At 65.4% G+C, this 19,899-nt stretch carries 17 protein-coding genes; 6 read left to right on the top strand and 11 right to left on the bottom strand.

The features are described from left to right. Nucleotides 1–59 precede the first annotated feature (59 nt). From V7Z98_RS03060 to V7Z98_RS03035, 6 genes are all read right to left on the bottom strand, one after another. Nucleotides 60–824 carry an SAM-dependent methyltransferase gene (locus tag V7Z98_RS03060; RefSeq protein ID WP_334156943.1) on the bottom strand — a complete coding sequence of 255 codons (765 nt, stop codon included), beginning with the start codon at nt 822–824 and terminating at the stop codon, nt 60–62. A gap of 67 nt (nt 825–891) precedes the next feature. Beyond that, entirely contained in the window at nt 892–1,845 is a 954-nt protein-coding gene (locus V7Z98_RS03055; RefSeq protein WP_334156942.1) for a DNA/RNA non-specific endonuclease, read from the bottom strand. A gap of 616 nt (nt 1,846–2,461) precedes the next feature. Further along, nucleotides 2,462–3,490 (bottom strand): type I glyceraldehyde-3-phosphate dehydrogenase, encoded by a 1,029-nt coding sequence (gap, locus tag V7Z98_RS03050; RefSeq protein ID WP_334156941.1) that lies wholly within the window; start codon nt 3,488–3,490, stop codon nt 2,462–2,464. A 60-nt stretch (nt 3,491–3,550) separates the two neighbouring features. Continuing rightward, nucleotides 3,551–5,584 (bottom strand): transketolase, encoded by a 2,034-nt coding sequence (gene tkt / locus V7Z98_RS03045; protein WP_334156940.1) that lies wholly within the window; start codon nt 5,582–5,584, stop codon nt 3,551–3,553. Between the two features lie 109 nt (nt 5,585–5,693). After that, on the bottom strand, nt 5,694–6,569 hold the full coding sequence (locus tag V7Z98_RS03040) for a phosphoribulokinase (RefSeq protein ID WP_293266411.1): 876 nt from the start codon (nt 6,567–6,569) through the stop codon (nt 5,694–5,696). 19 nt (nt 6,570–6,588) lie between these two features. Then, nucleotides 6,589–7,602 carry a class 1 fructose-bisphosphatase gene (locus V7Z98_RS03035; RefSeq protein ID WP_293266409.1) on the bottom strand — a complete coding sequence of 338 codons (1,014 nt, stop codon included), beginning with the start codon at nt 7,600–7,602 and terminating at the stop codon, nt 6,589–6,591. Nucleotides 7,603–7,846: 244 nt separating this feature from the next. Between V7Z98_RS03035 and V7Z98_RS03030 the strand changes: the two genes are divergently transcribed. Continuing rightward, nucleotides 7,847–10,420 (top strand): putative bifunctional diguanylate cyclase/phosphodiesterase, encoded by a 2,574-nt coding sequence (locus tag V7Z98_RS03030; protein WP_293266407.1) that lies wholly within the window; start codon nt 7,847–7,849, stop codon nt 10,418–10,420. 167 nt (nt 10,421–10,587) lie between these two features. On the opposite strand, the gene V7Z98_RS03025 is transcribed toward V7Z98_RS03030, so the two are convergent. Together V7Z98_RS03025 and V7Z98_RS03020 are read right to left on the bottom strand one after the other, a co-directional pair. Further along, nucleotides 10,588–11,391, bottom strand: a complete 804-nt coding sequence (locus tag V7Z98_RS03025; protein WP_293266405.1) for an inositol monophosphatase family protein — start codon at nt 11,389–11,391, stop codon at nt 10,588–10,590. 42 nt (nt 11,392–11,433) lie between these two features. Next, complete coding sequence (locus V7Z98_RS03020) at nt 11,434–11,988, bottom strand: thioredoxin family protein (RefSeq protein ID WP_334156939.1); 555 nt, start codon at nt 11,986–11,988, stop codon at nt 11,434–11,436. An 85-nt stretch (nt 11,989–12,073) separates the two neighbouring features. Here V7Z98_RS03020 and V7Z98_RS03015 point away from each other — a divergent pair, with 85 nt between their 5' ends. From V7Z98_RS03015 to V7Z98_RS03000, 4 genes are all read left to right on the top strand, one after another. Continuing rightward, on the top strand, nt 12,074–12,817 hold the full coding sequence (locus V7Z98_RS03015) for a 16S rRNA (uracil(1498)-N(3))-methyltransferase (RefSeq protein ID WP_334156938.1): 744 nt from the start codon (nt 12,074–12,076) through the stop codon (nt 12,815–12,817). A gap of 177 nt (nt 12,818–12,994) precedes the next feature. Next, nucleotides 12,995–14,491: a polyphosphate:AMP phosphotransferase gene (pap, locus tag V7Z98_RS03010; protein ID WP_334156937.1), complete on the top strand. Its 1,497-nt coding sequence runs from the start codon at nt 12,995–12,997 to the stop codon at nt 14,489–14,491. A 186-nt stretch (nt 14,492–14,677) separates the two neighbouring features. Next, nucleotides 14,678–16,033 (top strand): amino-acid N-acetyltransferase, encoded by a 1,356-nt coding sequence (gene argA, locus V7Z98_RS03005; protein ID WP_293266397.1) that lies wholly within the window; start codon nt 14,678–14,680, stop codon nt 16,031–16,033. Between the two features lie 169 nt (nt 16,034–16,202). After that, nucleotides 16,203–16,475 (top strand): oxidative damage protection protein, encoded by a 273-nt coding sequence (locus V7Z98_RS03000; protein WP_293266395.1) that lies wholly within the window; start codon nt 16,203–16,205, stop codon nt 16,473–16,475. A 242-nt stretch (nt 16,476–16,717) separates the two neighbouring features. On the opposite strand, the gene V7Z98_RS02995 is transcribed toward V7Z98_RS03000, so the two are convergent. The 3 genes from V7Z98_RS02995 to rpiA form a co-directional block, all read right to left on the bottom strand. Continuing rightward, nucleotides 16,718–17,008, bottom strand: a complete 291-nt coding sequence (locus V7Z98_RS02995; protein ID WP_293266393.1) for an HU family DNA-binding protein — start codon at nt 17,006–17,008, stop codon at nt 16,718–16,720. A gap of 345 nt (nt 17,009–17,353) precedes the next feature. Next, a complete protein-coding gene (gene phoU, locus V7Z98_RS02990; protein ID WP_293266391.1) occupies nt 17,354–18,055 on the bottom strand; it encodes a phosphate signaling complex protein PhoU in 702 nt (233 codons plus the stop codon). A gap of 131 nt (nt 18,056–18,186) precedes the next feature. Next, the gene (rpiA, locus tag V7Z98_RS02985) at nt 18,187–18,864 is read right to left on the bottom strand and encodes a ribose-5-phosphate isomerase RpiA (RefSeq protein ID WP_293266389.1); all 678 of its coding nucleotides are present in this window, start codon (nt 18,862–18,864) and stop codon (nt 18,187–18,189) included. Nucleotides 18,865–19,006: 142 nt separating this feature from the next. Here rpiA and V7Z98_RS02980 point away from each other — a divergent pair, with 142 nt between their 5' ends. Further along, nucleotides 19,007–19,894 (top strand): UDP-2,3-diacylglucosamine diphosphatase, encoded by an 888-nt coding sequence (locus tag V7Z98_RS02980; RefSeq protein ID WP_334156936.1) that lies wholly within the window; start codon nt 19,007–19,009, stop codon nt 19,892–19,894. Nucleotides 19,895–19,899 lie beyond the last annotated feature (5 nt).

The raw sequence follows: 19,899 nt of genomic DNA, 5'->3' as shown, positions 1-19,899 counted from the left end.
CTCCCGTTTCATCTTCCACCTTAACAAGGTGTCAGCGAAACCGGCTGCAGCCCAAATCGCTAAGCCTGTTTGAGACCGAATCGGGGCATGAGCGCGAACACGCCCCAGCCTAAGTATTCGCGAGTGTAGGCCGCATGGCGTTCAGGCTCCGTGGTCAGTTTAGCGCGAACCTCTTCTGCCAATTCATCGTCTGGATTGGTTTCGAGCCATCGGCGCATGGTGAGCCACTTGGCCGCTTCGTACCTATCCCAACCGTCCTGATTGGCAAGAACCATCTCAACGACATCGTGGCCAAGGCGACCGAAGGATGCGATCAATTCGGAAAGCGGAAGAAAGTCAGAAATGGCGTTGGCGAGACATCCTTTGGCAATCTCTTCCGTTGGCGGCATTTGTCGCCAATAAGGCTCGCCGATCAGGATGATTCCGCCGGTGCGCAGGCTTTGCGTCAGAAGCGAGATGGTGCCAGCGACGCCTCCGCCAATCCAGGTGGCGCCGACACAAGCTGCCACATCAACTTTCTCGTTCGAGACATAACCCGCTGCGTCGCCATGAATAAACTCGACTTGATGGGCAACGCCAAGTTCTTCAGCACGCTGTTTCGCTTGTGCGGTGAACAACGGACTCATGTCTATGCCGGTACCGACAATGCCGTGGTCGCGTGCCCAAGTGCATAGCATCTCACCCGAACCGCAGCCCAGATCAAGCACCCGCGCTGCTGCCGAAAGGCGCAGCGCAGCACCTAGCGTAGCGAACTTATCGGGGGTGAATGGGTTGTGGATGCGGTGTGTGCTTTCCGTAATGTTGAATATGCGTGGGATGTTCAATGCGTGATTTTCCTAGAGGTTGCGAATGGATTGTGAAAAAGGTCATCCGGTGAAATGTATTTGGTTTTTATGGCTTTATTTTTCCATTGCCCGGGGAGCTTTCTTGAAGGTTTTTTCCTGTGATGGTGTACATGGGGGCGGATGAGGGGTGGACGTCAAGTGTCTGTTTGAATTCAATTGGCAGGTTTTTGACGGTCTTTACTCCGTTTGTTACCGTCGCTCTTTTCAGGATTTGCATTTTGTACTCAATGCTGGCGCCGTGGCCGGCGCTAAGGAAGTTGTTTGCTTTATTCTCCATGGACCTGTGTAGTCCATTCATTGAAGAGGTAATTGGGACAATGTTTTTAAAATTTCCACTGCCGCCTAGTTGATCATTGACCATGTGCCCTCCTACCCAGCTGCCCCCAAAAAAACTCTGTACTTTTTGTGCTTCTGCCCTGGGGCCTTTTTCAACCCCAGTTGGTAGGGATAGGCTGTTTATTAATCCGGAGGTGTAGGAATTTATTTTATTCCTCACGGTCATTGTTTGTTTTTTGGGGCTGGGCGTTTTTTTAGTCTTTGGTTTGTGCTTGGGCTTTTGTTTTTTCTTTGACGAGGCTTTTTGTATGGTTGATGCGTTCAGTTGGGCTGGTTGGAGGAGGTTGTAATGTGCCATTGTATGGTTCGTTGAATGGCTGGATGGGGCGTCAATTTCTGTTTTTAAGTTATCTGAAGGGTCGGTGCTATTTTTTTTATTTCTTATTAGGCTGTGCGGCTCCGGGTGATGGGCGTCGGCGATGGCCTGCCATTCGAATGCCTTTTTTGCCTGCTGACTATTATTGGCTATTTCCGGGAAGGTTCTTGATTGCGCTGCTTGTGGGCCGCTGCTTGCTATTCCTTGCAGTTTTTGTTGCACGACGGCTTCAGGTCGATTGTCAATGCAAACCGTATTGATGGGGGCGCCGCCGCCCATCTTTTGAATGGCCGTGTTTGTGGTAGATGGGAGCCTGTTTGTACGAGCTTTGTCGACGGGGGTAAGCATTTTTTGCATCCTTTTGCGACCTGGTGAAACTTGGAGGCGGTTAGGCACATAACGTGATGGAGCCCCGGTTGTGTGCATAATGGTTTGTAATTTCCATCATCCTATTGGCGTTGTCTCCATGTCAAATGGGTTTTTGGCGTTGGATAAAGGAACCCCATATCCATTACCCCAGCTGTTGGGGCTGCTTCGGGAGGGGCTGCATGGACATCGAGTTTGCGAATTGAAGGGAAGCCATTCAGTGCTTTGCCGATTCGCCTTTTTCCATGGCAGTACACATCCTATGGAGATGGGGGCTACCGAGGTGGCTGCTGTGCTGGTGCGGTATTCGGGCTTCATGCAAAGAGGGTTTGCTTCTTTCTACGCACCGTTGAGTGACGAGGAGTACAGGCGTCATGGGGGCGAATAGAATCTGCAACGGTCATGAGGGTGGAGGTGCTGCCCGCCGGTATCGCCAAGTCGGCCATACCCTGCTCCATTCTTTGTGCCCAAGTGTTGAAAAGGAGAGGTGGAGCATGCTGTCGCCCCTGGATGCTCCTTAACGACAGGCAATGAAAAACCGCCGGCCCCTTGCGGGAACCGGCGGTTTTCTTTGCCTTAAGCGCGCGGCTGCGGTCGCTTACTTGGCGGCCATCCAGGCGCGGGCGGCGTCGAGCATGCGGCAGGAGTAGCCCCACTCGTTGTCGTACCAGGCCAGCACCTTGACCAGCACGGAGCCGTCTTCGCCCTTGATGACCCGGGTCTGGGTGGCGTCGAAGGTGGAGGAGACGGTGGTGTGGTTGAAGTCGGAGGACACCAGCGGCTCGTTGTTCACCGCCAGGATGCCCTTGAGGGGGCCCTTGGCGGCGGCGGTCATCAGCTCGTTGATCTCTTCCTTGGTGGTGGCGCGTTCGGCGGTGAAGGTCAGGTCCACCAGGGAGACGTTGATGGTCGGCACGCGCAGGGAGAAGCCGTCGAACTTGCCGGCCAGCTGGGGCAGCACCAGGCCAACGGCCTTGGCGGCGCCGGTCTTGGTGGGGATGATGTTGGCGGCGGCGGCGCGGGCGCGGCGCAGGTCCTTGTGGCGCACGTCCACGGTCACCTGGTCGTTGGTGTAGGCGTGAACGGTGGTCATCAGGGCTTGCTTGATGCCGACGCTCTCGGCCAGCACCTTGGCCACGGGGGCCAGGCAGTTGGTGGTGCAGGAGGCGTTGGAAACCACGGTCATGGCGGCGTTGAGCACGGATTCGTTGACGCCCATCACCACGGTGGCGTCCACGTCGTCGCCGCCCGGGGCTGAGATCAGCACGCGCTTGGCACCCTGGTCCAGCAGGGCCACGGCCTTGGCCTTGGAGGTGTAGGCGCCGGTGCATTCGAGCAGCACGTCGACGCCGTGCTTGGCCCAGTCCACGCCCTTGGGGTCCTTGGTGGAGTAGAAGGGGATCTTCTTGCCGTCGATGACGATGCAGTCTTCGCCCTCGGTCTCGACAGAGGTGCCAAAGCGGCCATGGGTGGTGTCGTACTTCAGCAGGTGGGCGTTGGTGGCCAGATCGCCGGAGGCGTTGATGGCAACCACGTCGAACTCGTTCTGCAAGCCCTGCTCGTAGATCGCGCGCAGGGTGCAGCGGCCGATGCGACCGAAACCGTTGATGGCAACTTTGATAGCCATGTACTTCTCTCCTCTATCTAAAAAACCTGTTGGCGCGGTCTTGCGGGCCGCGCTCCTCCCTTATTGCAGCACTTCCTTGACGGTCTTCACCACGTTGGCGACGGTGAAACCGAAGAGTTCGAACAGCTTGCCGGCGGGGGCCGATTCGCCGAAGTGGTCGATGCCGACCACGGCGCCGTCGCGGCCCACGTACTTGTGCCACAGGCCGGAGTGGGCGGCTTCGATGGCGACGCAGCGGGCATTGCCCAGCACTTGCTTGCGGTAGGCCGCGTCCTGGCGCTCGAAGGCTTCGACGCAGGGCATGGAGACGACCCGGGCGGCGATGCCTTCGTTAGCCAGGGCCTTCTGGGCGTCCAGGGCCAGTTTGATTTCGGAGCCGGTGGCGATCAGGGTCACCTGGGCGCCGCCCTGGGCGTCGGCGAGCACATAGCCGCCACGGCGGATGGCCTCGGCGGTGATGCCGGCGGTGACGTTGGGCAGGTTCTGGCGCGACAGGGCCAGCACCGAGGGGCCGTCGTTGCGCTCGATGGCGGAGGCCCAGGCCACGGCGGTTTCGGTGGAATCGGCGGGACGCCACACGTCCAGGTTGGGGATCAGGCGCAGGGACGGCACGTGCTCCACCGGCTGGTGGGTCGGGCCGTCCTCGCCCAGGCCGATGGAATCATGGGTATAGACCATGATCTGGCGCTGCTTCATCAGCGCTGCCATGCGGATGGCGTTGCGGGCGTAGTCGGAGAACACCAGGAAGGTGGCGGTGTAGGGGATCAGCCCGCCGTGCAGGGCCAGGCCGTTGGCGATGGCGGTCATGCCGAACTCGCGCACGCCGTAATAGACGTAGTTGCCACCGTCCTTGGCGGTGACGCCCTTGGCGCCCTTCCACAGGGTCAGGTTGGAACCGGCCAGGTCGGCGGAGCCGCCCACCACTTCCGGCAGGTTGGGCACCAGGGCGGCGATGGCGTTCTGGCTGGCCTTGCGGGTAGCGATGTTTTCGGCCTTGGCGGCGGTGTCGGCGATGTAGGCGTCCACCACCTGGGACCAGTTGGCCGGCAACTCGCCCTTCATGCGGCGCATGAATTCGGCAGCTTCCGTGGGGAAGGCGGCGGTGTAGGCGGCGAAGCGGGCATCCCAGGCGGCTTCGGCCTCGGCGCCCTTGGCCTTGCCGTCCCAGGCCGCGTACACGTCGGCGGGGATTTCGAAGGGGGCGTGGTTCCAGCCGATGGCGGCGCGGGTGGCAGCGATTTCGGCGTCGCCCAGGGGGGAGCCGTGCACGTCGTGGCTGTCGGCCTTGTTGGGGGAGCCCATGCCGATCTTGGTCTTGCAGCAGATCAGGGTGGGCTTGCCGGTTTCGGCCTGGGCCTTGAGCAGGGCGGCCTCGATGGCGGCGCTGTCATGGCCGTCCACGTTGGGGATCACCTGCCAACCGTAGGCTTCGAAGCGCTTCGGGGTGTCGTCGGTGAACCAGCCTTCGATGTGGCCGTCGATGGAGATGCCGTTGTCGTCGTAGAAGGCGATCAGCTTGCCCAGGCCCAGGGTGCCGGCCAGGGAGCAGGCTTCGTGGGAGACGCCTTCCATCAGGCAGCCGTCGCCGAGGAAGGTGTAGGTGTGGTGGTCGACCACGGCGTGGCCGGGCTTGTTGAATTCGGCGGCCAGGATTTTTTCCGCCAGGGCCAGGCCCACGGCGTTGGTGATGCCCTGGCCCAGGGGGCCGGTGGTGGTTTCCACGCCCGGGGTGTAGCCCACTTCGGGGTGGCCCGGGGTGCGGCTATTCAGCTGGCGGAAGTTCTTCAGGTCGTCGATGGTGACGTCGTAGCCGGTCAGGTGCAGCAGGCTGTAGAGCAGCATGGAGCCGTGACCGTTGGACAGCACGAAGCGGTCACGGTCGGGCCATTGCGGATTGGCCGGGTTGTGCTTCAGGTGGCGGCGCCACAGGACTTCGGCGATTTCGGCCATGCCCATGGGCATGCCCGGGTGGCCGGAGTTGGCTTTTTGCACCGCATCCATGGCCAGGGCGCGGATGGCGCCGGTCAGGGGGGAAAGCAGGAATTGGGTGGATGCGGAGGGTGCGGAAGACGCGGTGGAAGCGGTAGAAGACACGGCGGCGGCCAAGATCAGCAAAAACCGAAATTATCCGCCAAAACAGGGGGGTTGAACAGATTTTGCAGTGCGGCAAGAGCGGCGCGGGGCGCCGCCGGGCCCGGGAGGGTCAGCCGGCGCCGTGGCGGCGCTCCATCAGGCGCCAGACGAAGGGGGTCAGGATCAGTTCCATGGCCAGGTTCATTTTGCCGCCGGGCACGACGATGGTGTTGGGCCGGCTCATGAAGCTGTCGGCGATCATGTTGAGCAGGTAGGGGAAGTCCACGCCGCGCGGGTTGGCGAAGCGGATCACCACGAAGCTCTCGTCCTGGCTGGGGATGTCCCGGGCGATGAAGGGATTGGAGGTGTCCACCACCGGCACCCGCTGGAAGTTGATGTGGGTGCGCGAGAACTGGGGGGTGATGGTGTGCACGTAGTCGTGCATGCGGCGCAGGATGGTGTGGGTCACCGCCTCCAGCGAATAGCCCCGGGTGCGGGTGTCACGGTGAATCTTCTGGATCCACTCCAGGTTGATGGTGGGCACCACCCCCATCAGCAGGTCCGGGTACTGGGCCGTGTTTACCGTGTCGGTGACCACGCCGCCGTGCAGGCCCTCGTAGAACAGCAGATCGGTGCCCGCCGGGATGTCCTCCCAGGCGGTGAAGGTGCCGAGGGGCTGGCCCCATTTGAGCGAATCGGCCTCGTCATGCACGTAGTGGCGCATCCGGCCGGTACCGCTGGCGGCGTAGTCGCGGAAGAGGATTTCCAGTTCCGGCAGCAGGTTGGCGTCCGGCCCGAAGTGGGACGGAGGACGGTGGCCGGATGCCTCCGCCTCCTGCACCTTCTTGTGCATGTCGGCCCGGATGTAGCGGTGGTAGCTGTCCCCGTCGATCAGCACGGCCTTGACGTTCTCGCGCCAGAAGATGCGCTCGAAAGTCTGGCGGACCGTGGTCGTGCCCGAGCCCGAGGACCCGGTGACGGCGATGATGGGGTGCTTGACCGACATGGCGGAGCCTCCGGGACGATCAGCCTTCGCTGCCTTCTTGATGGTAGCGGGTGACCCGCTCCACCTCGTTCTTCGAGCCAAGCACCACCGGCACGCGCTGGTGCAGGCCGGTGGGTTCCAGGTCGAGGATACGCTCCCGGCCGGTGGTGGCGGCGCCGCCGGCCTGCTCGACGATGAAGGCCATCGGGTTGGCCTCGTACATCAGGCGCAGCTTGCCGCCCTGGGCCACGGTCTTGCTGTCCAGGGGGTACATGAAGATGCCGCCCCGGGTCAGGATGCGATGCACGTCGGCCACCATGGAGGCCACCCAGCGCATGTTGAAGTCGGTGCCGCGGGGGCCTTCCTTGCCGGCCACCAGTTCGTTCACGTAGCGCTGCATGGGTTTTTCCCAGAAGCGCTGGTTGGACATGTTGATGGCGAATTCCCGGGTGTCGGCAGGGATCGACAGGTTTTCCCTGGTGAGTACGAAGGAGCCCAGCTCCCGGTCCAGGGTGAAGCAATGCACCCCGTTGCCCAGGGTCAGCACCAGCAGGGTGGAGGGGCCGTAGACGGTGTAGCCGGCGGCCACCTGCCGGGTGCCCTTCTGCATGAAGTCGTGGTCGTGCAGGTCGCAGCTGCTGTCGGCGCACTTGAGTACCGAGAAGATGGTGCCCACCGAGATGTTCACGTCGATGTTGGACGAGCCGTCCAGGGGATCGAACAGCAGCAGGTATTCGCCGCGGGGGTAGTGGCTGGGGATGGCGTGGGGCAGCTCCATTTCTTCGGAGGCCATGCCGGCCAGGTGGCCGCCCCACTCGTTGGCTTCGAGCAGGATTTCGTTGGAGATCACGTCGAGCTTCTTCTGCGCCTCGCCCTGCACGTTGTCGCTGCCGGCCTCGCCGAGCACACCGCCCAGGCTGCCCTTGCCGATGGCCACGGAAATGGCCTTGCAGGCCCGGGCCACGACCTCGATGAGCAGGCGCAGGTCGTTGTTCTGGGCGCCTTGCTGGCGCTGGGCTTCGATCAGGAAGCGGGTGAGGGTGATGCGGCGCATGGAAAACTCCGGAAACTGAAACTGCGATGACGACAATCTGCGCCGGATTGTACCGCGATGCCCCGCCCGCTGCTGCGCTGCGCAATAAGGTCCGCAGCCGTGGTCCGGCGCGGTCCGGAAGGGCAAATATCTCCTGCGGTGAAGCAGGTGGCTACGGTAATATGCCAGCGGTAAATAAATGGCAGAAAGGCGGCTCCGGGAGCCGCCGGGCCCGGGACGCCGGGCCGAGGGAGCCCATACGAACATGAAAATCAGAACCTTCATCCTCGCAGGTTCGATCCTCACCGGATCGGTCCTTTTCGCCGGTAGCTACCTGGCCGTGTCCCGCGCCTTCGACGTGGCGGTGACCACCCAGGCCCGGGAATCGGCGGAGGCTACCGCCCGCACCACCTTCGTGGCCATGTACGAACTGATGTCCACCGGGTGGAGCCGGGCCCAGGCCGAGCGCTTTGTCGCCCGCACCCGGGAGGCCAACGCCGGCCAGGGGGGCATGGTGCAGATCTACCGGGGCCCCCGGGTCGAGGCTCTGTACGGACCCATCGAGCAGCCCGCCCTGGATGCCGAGCTGGAGCAGGTGCTGCTCAGCGGCCACTCCTTCCACCGGGTCAAGGACGAGAACATCCGCCTGCTCTACCCGCTCCAGGCCGAGGAAAAATGCCTGGGCTGCCACCACAACGCCACGGTGGGTGACACCCTGGGGGTGATCGAGGTGCGCCAGGACCTGACCCCGGCCCTGACCGGTCTGCGCGGCGGCTTCCTCGCTCAGACCGCCTGGTGGCTGCTGCCGGCGGCCTTCCTCACCCTGCTCGGCGTGTTCCTGGTCAACCGCCGGGTCGGCCGGGCCTTGGACGGGGTCGAGGCCCGGGTGGCCGAGGTGAACGCGGTGGCCGACCTGCGCAAGCTGGAATTCCCTCGGGAAGAGTCCGGCTTCGAGGAGATCCACCGCATTCTCGGCGCCGTCGAGGAACTGGTGAAGCGCCTGCGCGCCGTGGCGGTGGACAAGGACATGCTGACCTTCGAGATCGGCCTCCTGGAAAAATTCGTCATCACCTCGGAAATCATCCGCGACTGGCACGAGTACGTGAACCATCTGGTGCGCGACATCAACAAGGTGATGCCCGCCCACCTGCTGTTCTCCCTGTTCCAGATCGACGACGAGTTGTTCGACCTGGAAATCTTCTGGTTCAACCCGCCCAACGCCGGGGCCCGGGCCCAGGTGGAGCGGCACATCCGCGACATCCTGGAACGCCACCCGCGCTTCTCCGCCTACACCCACTTCAACATCAACCACCACGTGGCCGAGGCCGACGCGTCGGAAGTGGAACTGGACGAGGAAACCCTGGCCTTGCACGTTAAGTCGTTCTTCGTCGACACCCCCAAGATCGGCGGCATCGTTGGCGTGGGCGTCCACGCCAACGAGCTGGAGGACGAGACTCGCCACCTGGTGCTCGACTCGGTGCTGTCCACCCTGCTCAACGTGGTGGGCTCGGTGAAGGCCATCTACAAATACACCCGGGACCTGGAGTACTACGCCACCCGGGACCCCCTCACCGACCTGTTCAACCAGCGGGTGTTCTGGGAGCTGCTCGGCTACGAGATCGACCGGGCCAAGCGCCACGATTGCTCCTTCGGCGTGCTGCTGATCGACCTGGACAACTTCAAGCTGGTCAACGACCACTACGACCACGCCACCGGCGACCGCTTCTTGCAGCTCTTCGCCCGCACCGTCCATGGCGTGCTGCGCGGTGGCGACATCTTCGCCCGCTACGGCGGCGACGAATTCGTGGTGATCCTGCCCGAGGCCGAGCTGCCCCAGGTCTCGGAAGTGGCCCACCGCATCCTCCATGCGGTGCGCGACATGACCCTGGACGGCCCGGACGGGACGCCGATCCGTGCCACCGCCTCGATCGGCATGGCGGTCTTCCCCGAGCACGCCACCGAGGCCAAGGACCTGTTCCTGTTCGCCGACAACATGATGTACCGGGCCAAGGCCGAGGGTAAGGAGCGGGTGGCGATCCCCTCCAGCGACGACGTGGTGGAGGTGTTCCGCGACATCTCCAACAAGAGCGTGCTGATCCTCAACGCTATTGAGGAGCGCAAGCTGGTGCCCCACTTCCAGCCGATCCTGGACGTGCGCAGCAATACCGTGGCGGCCTACGAGGTGCTGTGCCGGATGCCGCTGGAAGGACGCATCCTGCGCGCCGACGAGTTCGTCGAGATCGCCGAGAAGATGGGGGTGATTCACCGCCTCGACTGCCTGATCATCGAGGAGGCCCTGGGCCGTCTGCGCGACGCCGGCCACGACGGCCTGATGTTCCTCAACCTGTCGCCCCGGGCCCTGGTGCTCAACGAATTCGCCAAGTCGGTGCGCCGCGTGGTGGCCGATTCCGGGGTGGACCCGTCGCGCATCGTGTTCGAGATCACCGAGCGCGACACGGTGAAGAACCTGAGCCTGGTGCAGCGCTTCCTCAACGACCTGAAGTTCGACGGCTTCAAGCTGGCCATTGACGACTTCGGTTCGGGCTTCTCCTCCTTCCACTACCTGCGCCACTTCCCGGTGGACTACCTGAAGGTGGAGGGGGACTTCGTCATGAACATCCTGCAAAGCCCGCGGGACCGGGCCTTCGTCCAGAGCATGCAGTCTCTGGCCCAGGAACTGGGCATCCAGGTGGTGGCGGAGTTCGTCGAGAGTGCCGAGGTGCTGGAAGAGCTGCGGCGCATGGGCGTGGACCTGGCCCAGGGCTACTACATCGGCCGGCCCGAACCCCAGATCCTGCACGGCGCCTGGTCGCCGGCCGGGGAGCCGATGCTGGTCTGAGCGATGGCCTGACCGATTTCAGGCGTAGGCCCAAACCCCAAGCGGGGCGCGGCGTTCGCGGCAGGTGCCGTGGAACGCCGCGCCCCGCTTGGCTTTCCGGGATGGGGTCGTGAAGATCGTTGCCTGGCGCGGGGTTGCGCCAGGGGGGCAGGAGGCCGGGCTGCGGGTCAGCCCCGGATCCACTCCTGCCAGGCGGCGAACACCCGGGGGTTGAGGGCGGCCATCACCGGGCGCTTCCACACCGGAGCGGCGTTGAACTCGGTCTGGTCCAGGGTGGCCATCACCCCGCCCGCTTCCTTGAGGATCAGGCTGCCGGCGCAGTAGTCCCACAGCATCTGGCCGCCGTGCAGGTACACGTCCAGCCGGCCGGCGGCGACGAAGCACCATTCCAGGGTCGAGCAGCCGAAGTTGCGCTGGGAGTAGAAGGGCGGATCGCAGGCCAGCCGGTCGGCCAGGGCCTTGGGGATGCGCTTGAAATCGACCCCGGCCACGGCCCGCTCCAGGCTGTCCGCCACCGGGCGCAGGGGCAGGCGCTGGCCGTTGAGGTAGGCGCCGTTGCCTTCCCGGGCGTAGAACATCTCGTCGGTGATCGGCGAATAGGTCACCGCCAGCCGCGGCGTGCCGCCTTCGAAGAAGGCCACCGACACGGCGAACATGGGGATGCCGTTGATGAAGTTGGTGGTGCCGTCGATGGGGTCGAGGCACCACAGCCCGTCCCGGCCGGCGGCCCAGGCGCGGGCCTGCTCGTCCTCGCCCATCTCCTCGCCCACCACCGGGCAGTCGGCCACCCGGCGCAGTTCCCGGTAGAGGAAGTGCTGGGCGGCCAGGTCGGCTTCCGAGAACAGGGTGCCGTCGGCCTTCTGCTGCTGCTCCACGCGCAGGAAGCGGGGCATGATTTCCTGGCGCGACACTTGGCGCACCAGGTCGATGGTGGCGTCGAGCATGACCTTCAACGTGGCGGCGTCACGCATCGGCCTGGCTCCGTGCAAGGGGGGCGGGGTGGGGGAGCGGCATCAGGCCTTCCATTTCAGCGAGCAGCCGATGGAGGCCACCTGATCGGCCGGGCCCCGGCCGGTGTCGGCCACCAGGGTCATGGCCTCGTACAGCTCGCGCCGGGCGTCGGGCCGGGGCGTGTTCCGGCCGGTGTCGTCGAGCCGGCCCCGGTACTGAAGTTCCAGGTCGGCGTTGAAGCCGAAGAAGTCCGGGGTGCACACGGCGCCGTAGGCCCGGGCCACCGACTGGTCCTCGTCGTACAGGTAGGGGAAGGAAAAACCGTGGCGACGGGCGAACTCGCCCATTTCGGCAAAACCGTCCTCCGGGTAGGCGGCCACGTCGTTGCTGGAAATGGCGGCGAAGCCGATGCCCTTGGCCGCCAGATCCCGGGCGTCGCGCACCAGGCGGTCGACCACGGCCTGGACGAAGGGGCAATGGTTGCAGATGAAGACCACCACCAGCCCCTTGGGGCCGCGCAGGGCCTCCAGGCTGTGGCGACGCCCGTCGGTGCCGGGCAGGTCGAAATCGGGGGCTTTCCAGCCGAAATCGCAGAGGGGGGGATTCAAGGCGGCCATGATGCGGTACCTGAGAGAAGGGGCCCGGCGGGCCTGGACCCGGTGCGGGTAGGGGACGGCGCCGGTTCAAGGGATAATAGCACCCATGGCCCTTCCCCGATTCCACTGCCCCGATCCCGAGGGCCGGCTCGTTGCCGGCGCCACCTTCGACCTGCCCGCCGAGGCGGCCCATCACGCCGTACGGGTGCTGCGCCTGGCCGTGGGCGACGGCCTGTTGCTGTTCGACGGCGCCGGCCGGGAGTTCGCCGCGGTGTTGAGCGAGATCGGCAAGCGCGACGCCCGGGTCGCCGTGGGCGAGGCCACCGGCGCCGACCGGGAATCGCGCCTGGACGTGACCCTCTACCAGGCCCTCCAGTCTGGCGACAAGATGGATTACACGGTGCAGAAGGCGGTGGAGCTGGGGGTGGGGCGCATCGTCCCGGTGGACAGCCGGCGCAGCGTGCTGCGCCTGTCCGGCGAGCGGGCGGCCAAGCGGGTCGCCCACTGGCAGGGGGTGGCGGTGTCCGCCTGCGAGCAGTGCGGCCGCACGCGGGTGCCCGAGGTGGCGCCCATCATGCCTCTGGCCCAGGCCCTGGGCGGGGAGGAGAGTGGCGAACGCCTGCGTCTGCTGCTTGATCCGGAGGGGGGTATAACCCTGAACCAATTGCCCCCGGGCAGCCGCATCGACCTGCTGGTGGGAGCCGAGGGCGGCCTGGACCCGGAAGAGGAGACCGCCGCCCGGGCCGCCGGCTTCATCGGCCTGCGCCTGGGCCCCCGGGTGCTGCGCACCGAGACCGCGGCCCTGACGGCCCTGGCCGCCCTGCACGCGGTGCGCGGTGATTTTTGCTGATCGCCGGTTTCTGCCGGTTGCCTGATTTCCGCTGATTTCGGCTAAGCTGGGCCAGGCTCCGCCGGGGCCGGCCGATGCGCCGGACGTTGGCCGGGTGCGCCTCGCCGCCGGGCGGGAACGATGACATGAAACGGGGCCGGGCCCGACCCGGACCCCGGCCATCCTTGGGAGGTTGCGATGTTCGAATCCGCCGAACTGGGCCAGCGCGTCGACAAGGCCACCTACGATGCCGAGGTGCCCCAGCTGCGCGCCGACCTGCTCGACCTGCAGTACGACCTGCTGGCCGCCCGGCGCTTTCCGGTGCTGATCCTGGTCAACGGGCTGGACGGGGCGGGCAAGGGCGAGACGGTGAACCTGCTCAACGCCTGGATGGACCCGCGCCACATCCGCACCGAGGGTTTCGGCGATCCCAGCGACGAGGAACGCCAGCGCCCGCCCATGTGGCGCTACTGGCGAGCCCTGCCGGGCAAGGGGCGGGTGGGCGTGTTCTTCGGCAACTGGTACGCCGAGCCGATCACCGGCTGGGTGCGCAAGGACATGAAGCGGGCCGCCGCCGCCCACCACCTGGAGCGCATCCTGCGCTTCGAGAAGATGCTCGCGGACGAAGGCGCCCTGATCCTCAAGCTCTGGTTCCACCTCTCCCGGGACGAGCAGGAGCGGCGCCTCAAGACTCTCTCCAAGGACCCCAAGACCGCCTGGCGCATCACCGACCAGGACTGGTGGCGCTTCGAGAATTACGAGCGCTACCACCGCATGGCCGAGTACGTGCTGCGCCGCACCAGCACCGCCTACGCCCCCTGGGTGGTGGTGGACGGTTTCGATCCGCGCTACCGTGCCCTGTCCGTGGGGCGCATCCTGGCCTCGGCGATTCACCGTCGCCTGGCCATGCCGGACGCCACCCAGCGCATCGCCGCGGCTCCCTTCCAGCCCGTGGCCGGCACGGGCGTGAACGTGCTGTCCGCCCTGGACCTGGAGCAGCGCCTCAGCAAGAAAAAGTCCTACGCCAGCGAGCTGGCCCGCTGGCAGGGGCGGCTCAACCAGCTGGTGCGCGACGAGCGCTTCGCCAAGCGTTCCCTGGTGCTGGTGTTCGAGGGCAACGATGCCGCCGGCAAGGGCGGCGCCATCCGCCGCGTCACCGGTGCCCTGGATGCCCGCAGCTACCGGGTGGTGCCGATCGGCGTCCCTTCTGAGGAAGAGCGGGACCAGCCCTACCTGTGGCGCTTCTGGCGCCACGTGCCGGGCCATGGCCGGGTCACTGTCTTTGACCGTTCCTGGTACGGCCGGGTGCTGGTGGAGCGGGTCGAGCGCTTTTGCAGCGAGGCCGACTGGATGCGCGCCTACAGCGAGATCAACGATTTCGAGGACCAGTTGGTGCGCCATGGCGCGGTGGTGGTGAAGTTCTGGCTGGCCATTTCCAAGGACGAGCAGTACCGCCGCTTCAAGGAGCGGGAGGAAACCCGCTTCAAGCGCTTCAAGATCACCGACGAGGACTGGCGTAACCGGGAGAAGTGGAGCGACTACGAGACCGCCGTGTGCCAGATGGTGGACCGCACCTCCACCGAGGTGGCACCCTGGACTCTGGTGGAGGCCGAGGACAAGTACTTCGCCCGCATCAAGGTGCTGAAGACGGTAGTCCGGCAGCTGGAAGCGGCCCTGGACGGGGAGGCGGTCTGAGTCCATCCGCCGCCGCTGCCGGATGCCGGGGGCGCGGATGGGACGATGATGAGATCGCCACGGGGCGGGGCTGCGTCGGCCTGCGTGGCGGCCGGGTTTGGCGCTAGAATCGCGCCTTGATTGCTGCGCTGCGGCGTACCTTCTGCGCGCCGCCGCCCACCCGCTCTTCATGACCGCGAGGCCCCCATGTCCGGCTCGTCCGACCTTCCGAAGTCCCTGCCGTCCCAGCACTCCGAAAACTTCGTCGCCTGGTTCCGCTCGGTGGCGCCCTACGTCAATGGCTTCCGCGGCAAGACCTTCGTCATCGGCTTCGGCGGCAAGGCTATCTCCGGGCCCCTGGCCAAGACCTTCGCCTACGACATGAACCTGCTGGCCAGCCTGGGTGTACGCCTGGTGCTGGTGCACGGCGCCCGGCCCCAGATCGACGAGGAACTGCACGAGAAGGGCATCGAGCCGCGCTACCACGGCAGTTTCCGCATCACCGACGCACCCACCCTGGATTGCGTCATCGACGCGGTGGGCAGCGTCTACCTGGAAATCGAGGCCCTGCTCTCCCAGGGCCTGCCCAACACGCCGATGGCCGGCAGCACCATCCGGGTGGTCGGCGGCAACTTCATCACCGCCCGCCCGGTGGGGGTGGTGGACGGGGTGGACCTGCAATACACCGGCGCCGTGCGCAAGATCGACGGCGAGGGCATCCGCGCCCAGCTCGGGCTGGGCAACATCGTCCTGCTCTCCAACATCGGCGCCTCGCCCACCGGCGAGATCTTCAACCTGGGCATGGAAGACGTGGCCGAGGCGGTGGCGGTGGCGGTGGGGGCCGACAAGCTGCTCTACCTGACCGACAGCCAGGGCGCCACCGACGCCGAAGGCAAGCTGCTCGACGAACTGACGGCGGACGCCGCCGAGCAGTTGATGCGGGTGGGGGACTGGCTCTCGCCCGACCTCAAGCGCTATCTGCCCTGTGCCGTGCGCGCCAGCCGGCGCGGGGTGAAGCGGGTGCACATCATCGGCTACGCCGAGGACGGGGCGCTGCTCCAGGAACTGTTCACCCACGATGGGGTGGGCACAGTGATCACCCGGGAATCCCTGGATGTGCTGCGCGGCGCCAAGCCCGACGACATCGGCGGCCTGCTGTCGATCATCGAGCCCCTGGAGAACGACGGCACCCTGGTGCCCCGCCCCCGGGAACTGTTCGAGCGCGAAATCGGGCGCTTCTCGGTGATCGAGCACGACGGGGTGATCGTCGGCTGCGCCGCTCTCTACCCCTTCGGCAACGGCATGGCCGAGCTGGCCTGCCTGGCGGTCAGCCCGGACCACCGGCGCTGGGGCTACGGCGAGCGGCTGATGAACCACATCGAACAGCAGGCCCGGGTGGCCGGCGTCTCCCGCCTGTTCGTGCTCACCACCCGCACCTCCCACTGGTTCCTCGAACGGGGCTTCTCGGCGGCCTCGGTGGACGAGCTGCCGGACGAAAAGCGGCTGATGTACAACTTCCAGCGTCGCTCCAAGGTCATGGTTAAGGCGCTGGACGCGGCCTGACCGGAACGCCGGGCCGGCCTTATCGCGCTGGCCCGCTCCTTCGGGTGCTGCCGTTCTGCCCCGGATCAAGGCCCGGAGGCGGTGCGGCGCCGCTATAATCGATACCCGAGATTAATACTCAACTATTACGGCCCGCGGCAACGCGGCATTCCATCCGCGGAGGATTTTCATGGCACGTACCGTCAACTGCATCAAGCTCGGCCGCGAGGCCGAAGGGCTCGACTTTCCCCCCATGCCCGGCGAACTGGGCAAGAAGCTGTGGCTCAACGTCTCCAAGGAGGCGTGGCAGCAGTGGATCAAGCTGCAAACGATGATCATCAACGAGAACCGCCTCAACCTGGCCGACGCCCGGCACCGCAAGTACCTGCAAGAGCAGGTGGAAAAGCACTTCTTCGGCGAAGGGGCCGACCAGGTGCAGGGCTACGTTCCGCCCCAGGGCTGAACGGCGCGCCCACACCCCCGACGAGTCTCGGCGGAGCCGCTGGCGCCTTGGCGCGACGGCGGCTTCACGGCAATCCCGGAGGCGGCGGCGCTGTAGGAAATGGCGAGCCGCGATAACGGGAGCAAGCGACGCGGGAACAAGCGACGCGGGAACAAGCGACGGGCAACAAAAAAGCCGCAGGGCGCAGGCCGTGCGGCTTTTTTGCGTCCGGGCGCAGGCGCCCGGAACAGTGCAAGCGTCGCTTACTTCTTCTTGGCGGGCTTGTTCACGGCTTCCTTGAAGCCGGCGCCGGCGGAGAACTTCGGCACGGTGGCGGCCGGAATCTTGATCTTTTCGCCGGTCTTCGGGTTCTTGCCTTCGCGGGCAGCGCGGGTGCTGGACTTGAAGCTGCCGAAGCCGACCAGGGTGACGGAGTCGCCGCTGGCGACGGCCTTCACCACGGTGGAGGTCAGGGCGTCGAGAACGCGGCCGGCGGCAGCCTTGGTGACGTCCGCTTCCTGGGCGATGGCATCGATCAGTTCGTTCTTGTTCATGCAAACATCTCCTTCGTGAGATAGGAAGTCCGATTCAGGACAAGTAATGATCCCGGGCCGTCAGGCTAACCGCGAAAGTCCGTCAGGCCCGACAAGTTTATACAAGCCTCCGCAGGTCGCTCCAGAGGAGCGTTCTACGGCTGCTTTGAGACTCCGAGTGGCGCAAGCATAGCCCGGAAAACCGCTCTGCGCCAGCATTTGCAAGCGATTTGCCGGAGAAATATTTGCGTGCTGGGTATTGCGCCGGGGAGGGAACGATGCTAGCGGGATGGGGCGCCTGGCGGCCCGGCGCAAACCCTTGCCTGTGGCGGGTTTGCGCCGAAAAAGAACGATGTTGGGTGCCGCTCAATGCTCGTTGATTTCCCGGTCCAGTTCTTCGGGCGGAACGTGGCGCACGTTGCGGCCCTTGACCATGTAGATCACGTATTCGGCGATGTTCTTGGCGTGGTCGCCGACCCGCTCCACCGCCTTGGCGATGGCCATGATGTCGAGGGATTGGGAGATGGTGCGGGGGTCTTCCATCATGAAGGTGATGAGCTGGCGGGTGATGGCGTTGTGTTCCATGTCCACCTGCTCGTCCTTGTAGACCACGTCGGCGGCGGCGGCGGCGTCGAGGCGGGCGAAGGCGTCCAGGGCGGCGCGCAGCATGGTCAGGGCCAGGTCGGCGGTGTGGCGCAGCTCCACTTCCGGGGCGAAGGAGGCGTGCTGGTCGTACAGACGGACGCCGAGCTTGGCGATCTTCTGGGCCTTGCCGCCGATGCGCTCCAGGTCGGCGATGGTCTTGATCACGGTGGTGATCATGCGCAGGTCGATGGCGGTGGGCTGGCGCTTGGCGATCACCTGGGTGCAGGCCTCGTCCAGTTCGACCTCCAGCTGATTGACCCGGGCGTCGCCGACGATGACCCGCTCCAGGTCGGCGATTTCGCCGGAGTAGAGGCCTTCCATGGCCAGACGGAATTGCTGTTCAACCAGTCCGCCCATTTGCAGCACCCGGGTGCGCAGGCTTTCCAGTTCCAGATCGAATTGCTTGGAGGTGTGTTCGAGCATGGGGTCTCTCTTGTCTGAAAAAAGCCCCGTCCGGCGTTGCGGGCGGGGCCGATCAAAACGTGGAACCTAGCATTCCAATATGACAGAAATGTTGCGGTGGCGGATTGGGCGGCCGGCGCGGCCGTCCGGCCTCAGGATTTCGGGTGCAACTGCCGCACCCCGTCGGGGGTGCCGAGCAGCAACAGATCGGCGCCCCGGGCGGCAAACAGGCCGTTGCACACCACACCGACGATCTGGTTGATGTGGGCCTCCAGGGCCACCGGATCGTCGATGGACAGGCCGCGCACATCCAGGATCAGGTTGCCGTTGTCGGTGATAAAACCCTTGCGCAGGTGCGGGTCGCCGCCCAGCTTGGCCAGTTCCCGGGCCACGTGGGCGCAGGCCATGGGGATCACCTCCACCGGCAGGGGGAAGGCGCCCAGGGTCGGCACCAGTTTGGAGGCGTCGGCGATGCAGACGAAGGTGTCGGCCACTGCGGCCACGATCTTCTCCCGGGTCAGGGCGCCGCCGCCGCCCTTGACCATATGCAGGCGGTCGTTCACCTCGTCGGCGCCGTCCACGTAGACGGGAATCTCGCTTACGTCGTTCAGGTCGAGGATGGCGAAGCCATGGCTGCGCAGCCGGTCGGTGGAGGCTTCGGAGCTGGACACGGCGCCGCGGAAGCGCTCCTTGAACGGGGCGATGGCGTCGATGAAACAGTTGGCGGTGGAGCCGGTCCCCACGCCCAGCACCGCGCCTTGGGGAGCGTGGGCCACCACGTAGTCGGCGGCGGCCTGACCAACGGCGCGTTTCAGTTCGTCCTGGTTCATGGGGAAATCTCCTGTGGGGCAAAAGCGCCATTCTACGGGGCGGTGGCGGAGGCTGGCGACTGCCCGGAAGGGAAATCGGGGTGTCACGGCGCTGTCACGGCAGTGCCACGGCCCGGTCATGCGCCGGGCCCACCCTAGCGGCATGGCAAAGGTGCGTTCGATCTTCATCTCCGACGTCCACCTGGGCACCCGGGCGTGCCAGGCGGAACGGCTCCTCGACTTTCTCAAGGAAACCCCCGCCGACCATCTCTATCTGGTCGGCGACATCATCGATTTCTGGGCCATGGGGCGCTCGATCGCCTGGTCGGCGGCCCAGAACACGGTGGTGCAGAAGATTCTGCGCCGGGCCCGCCACGGCGAGCAGGTGGTGTTCGTCCCCGGCAACCACGACGAGGCCCTGCGCGAATACGTGGGCGTGGCTTTCGGCGACATCCGGGTCGAGTCCGAGTGGGTCCACGAAACTGCCGATGGACGCCGCTTTCTGCTGGTGCACGGCGACGAGTTCGACCAGGTGACCCGCTACCACCGTTGGGTGGCGGTGGTCGGCGACGTGGCCTACAACGCCCTGGTGCGCCTCAACGGCTGGCTCTCCTGGGTGCGCCGGCGCCTCGGCCGGCCGGGCTACTGGTCTCTGGCCGGCTACGCCAAGCGCAAGGTGAAGAGTGCCCTGCAGTTCATCTTCGACTTCGAGGACGCGGTGATCCGCCATGCCCGGGCCCGGGGCATGGACGGGGTGATCTGCGGCCACATCCACTGGGCGGCCATCAAGCAGGTGGACGGCCTCACCTACGTCAATTGCGGCGACTGGGTCGACTCGTGCACCGCCATCGTCGAGCACTTCGACGGCCGCCTGGAATTGGTGTCCTGGGGCTCGCCGTTCCTGCACGACGCCGACGCCCCCGCCGCCCTGCCGGCGCCCGAAGCGCCCTTGCCCCTGCCTGCACCGGCCGCCCTGCGTGGCGAGTCCGAGGTCGGCAACGGCGGAAGCCCCCATCCTCTCTATCCTTCTTCCCCGGAGGGCGCCTCCTGATGCCC

Source organism: Oryzomicrobium sp., assembly GCF_036820405.1.
In the GTDB taxonomy this organism is placed as follows: domain Bacteria; phylum Pseudomonadota; class Gammaproteobacteria; order Burkholderiales; family Rhodocyclaceae; genus Oryzomicrobium.
The sequence above is the reverse complement of the archived record's forward strand: the minus strand, read 5'-3'. Positions and strand labels throughout refer to the sequence as shown.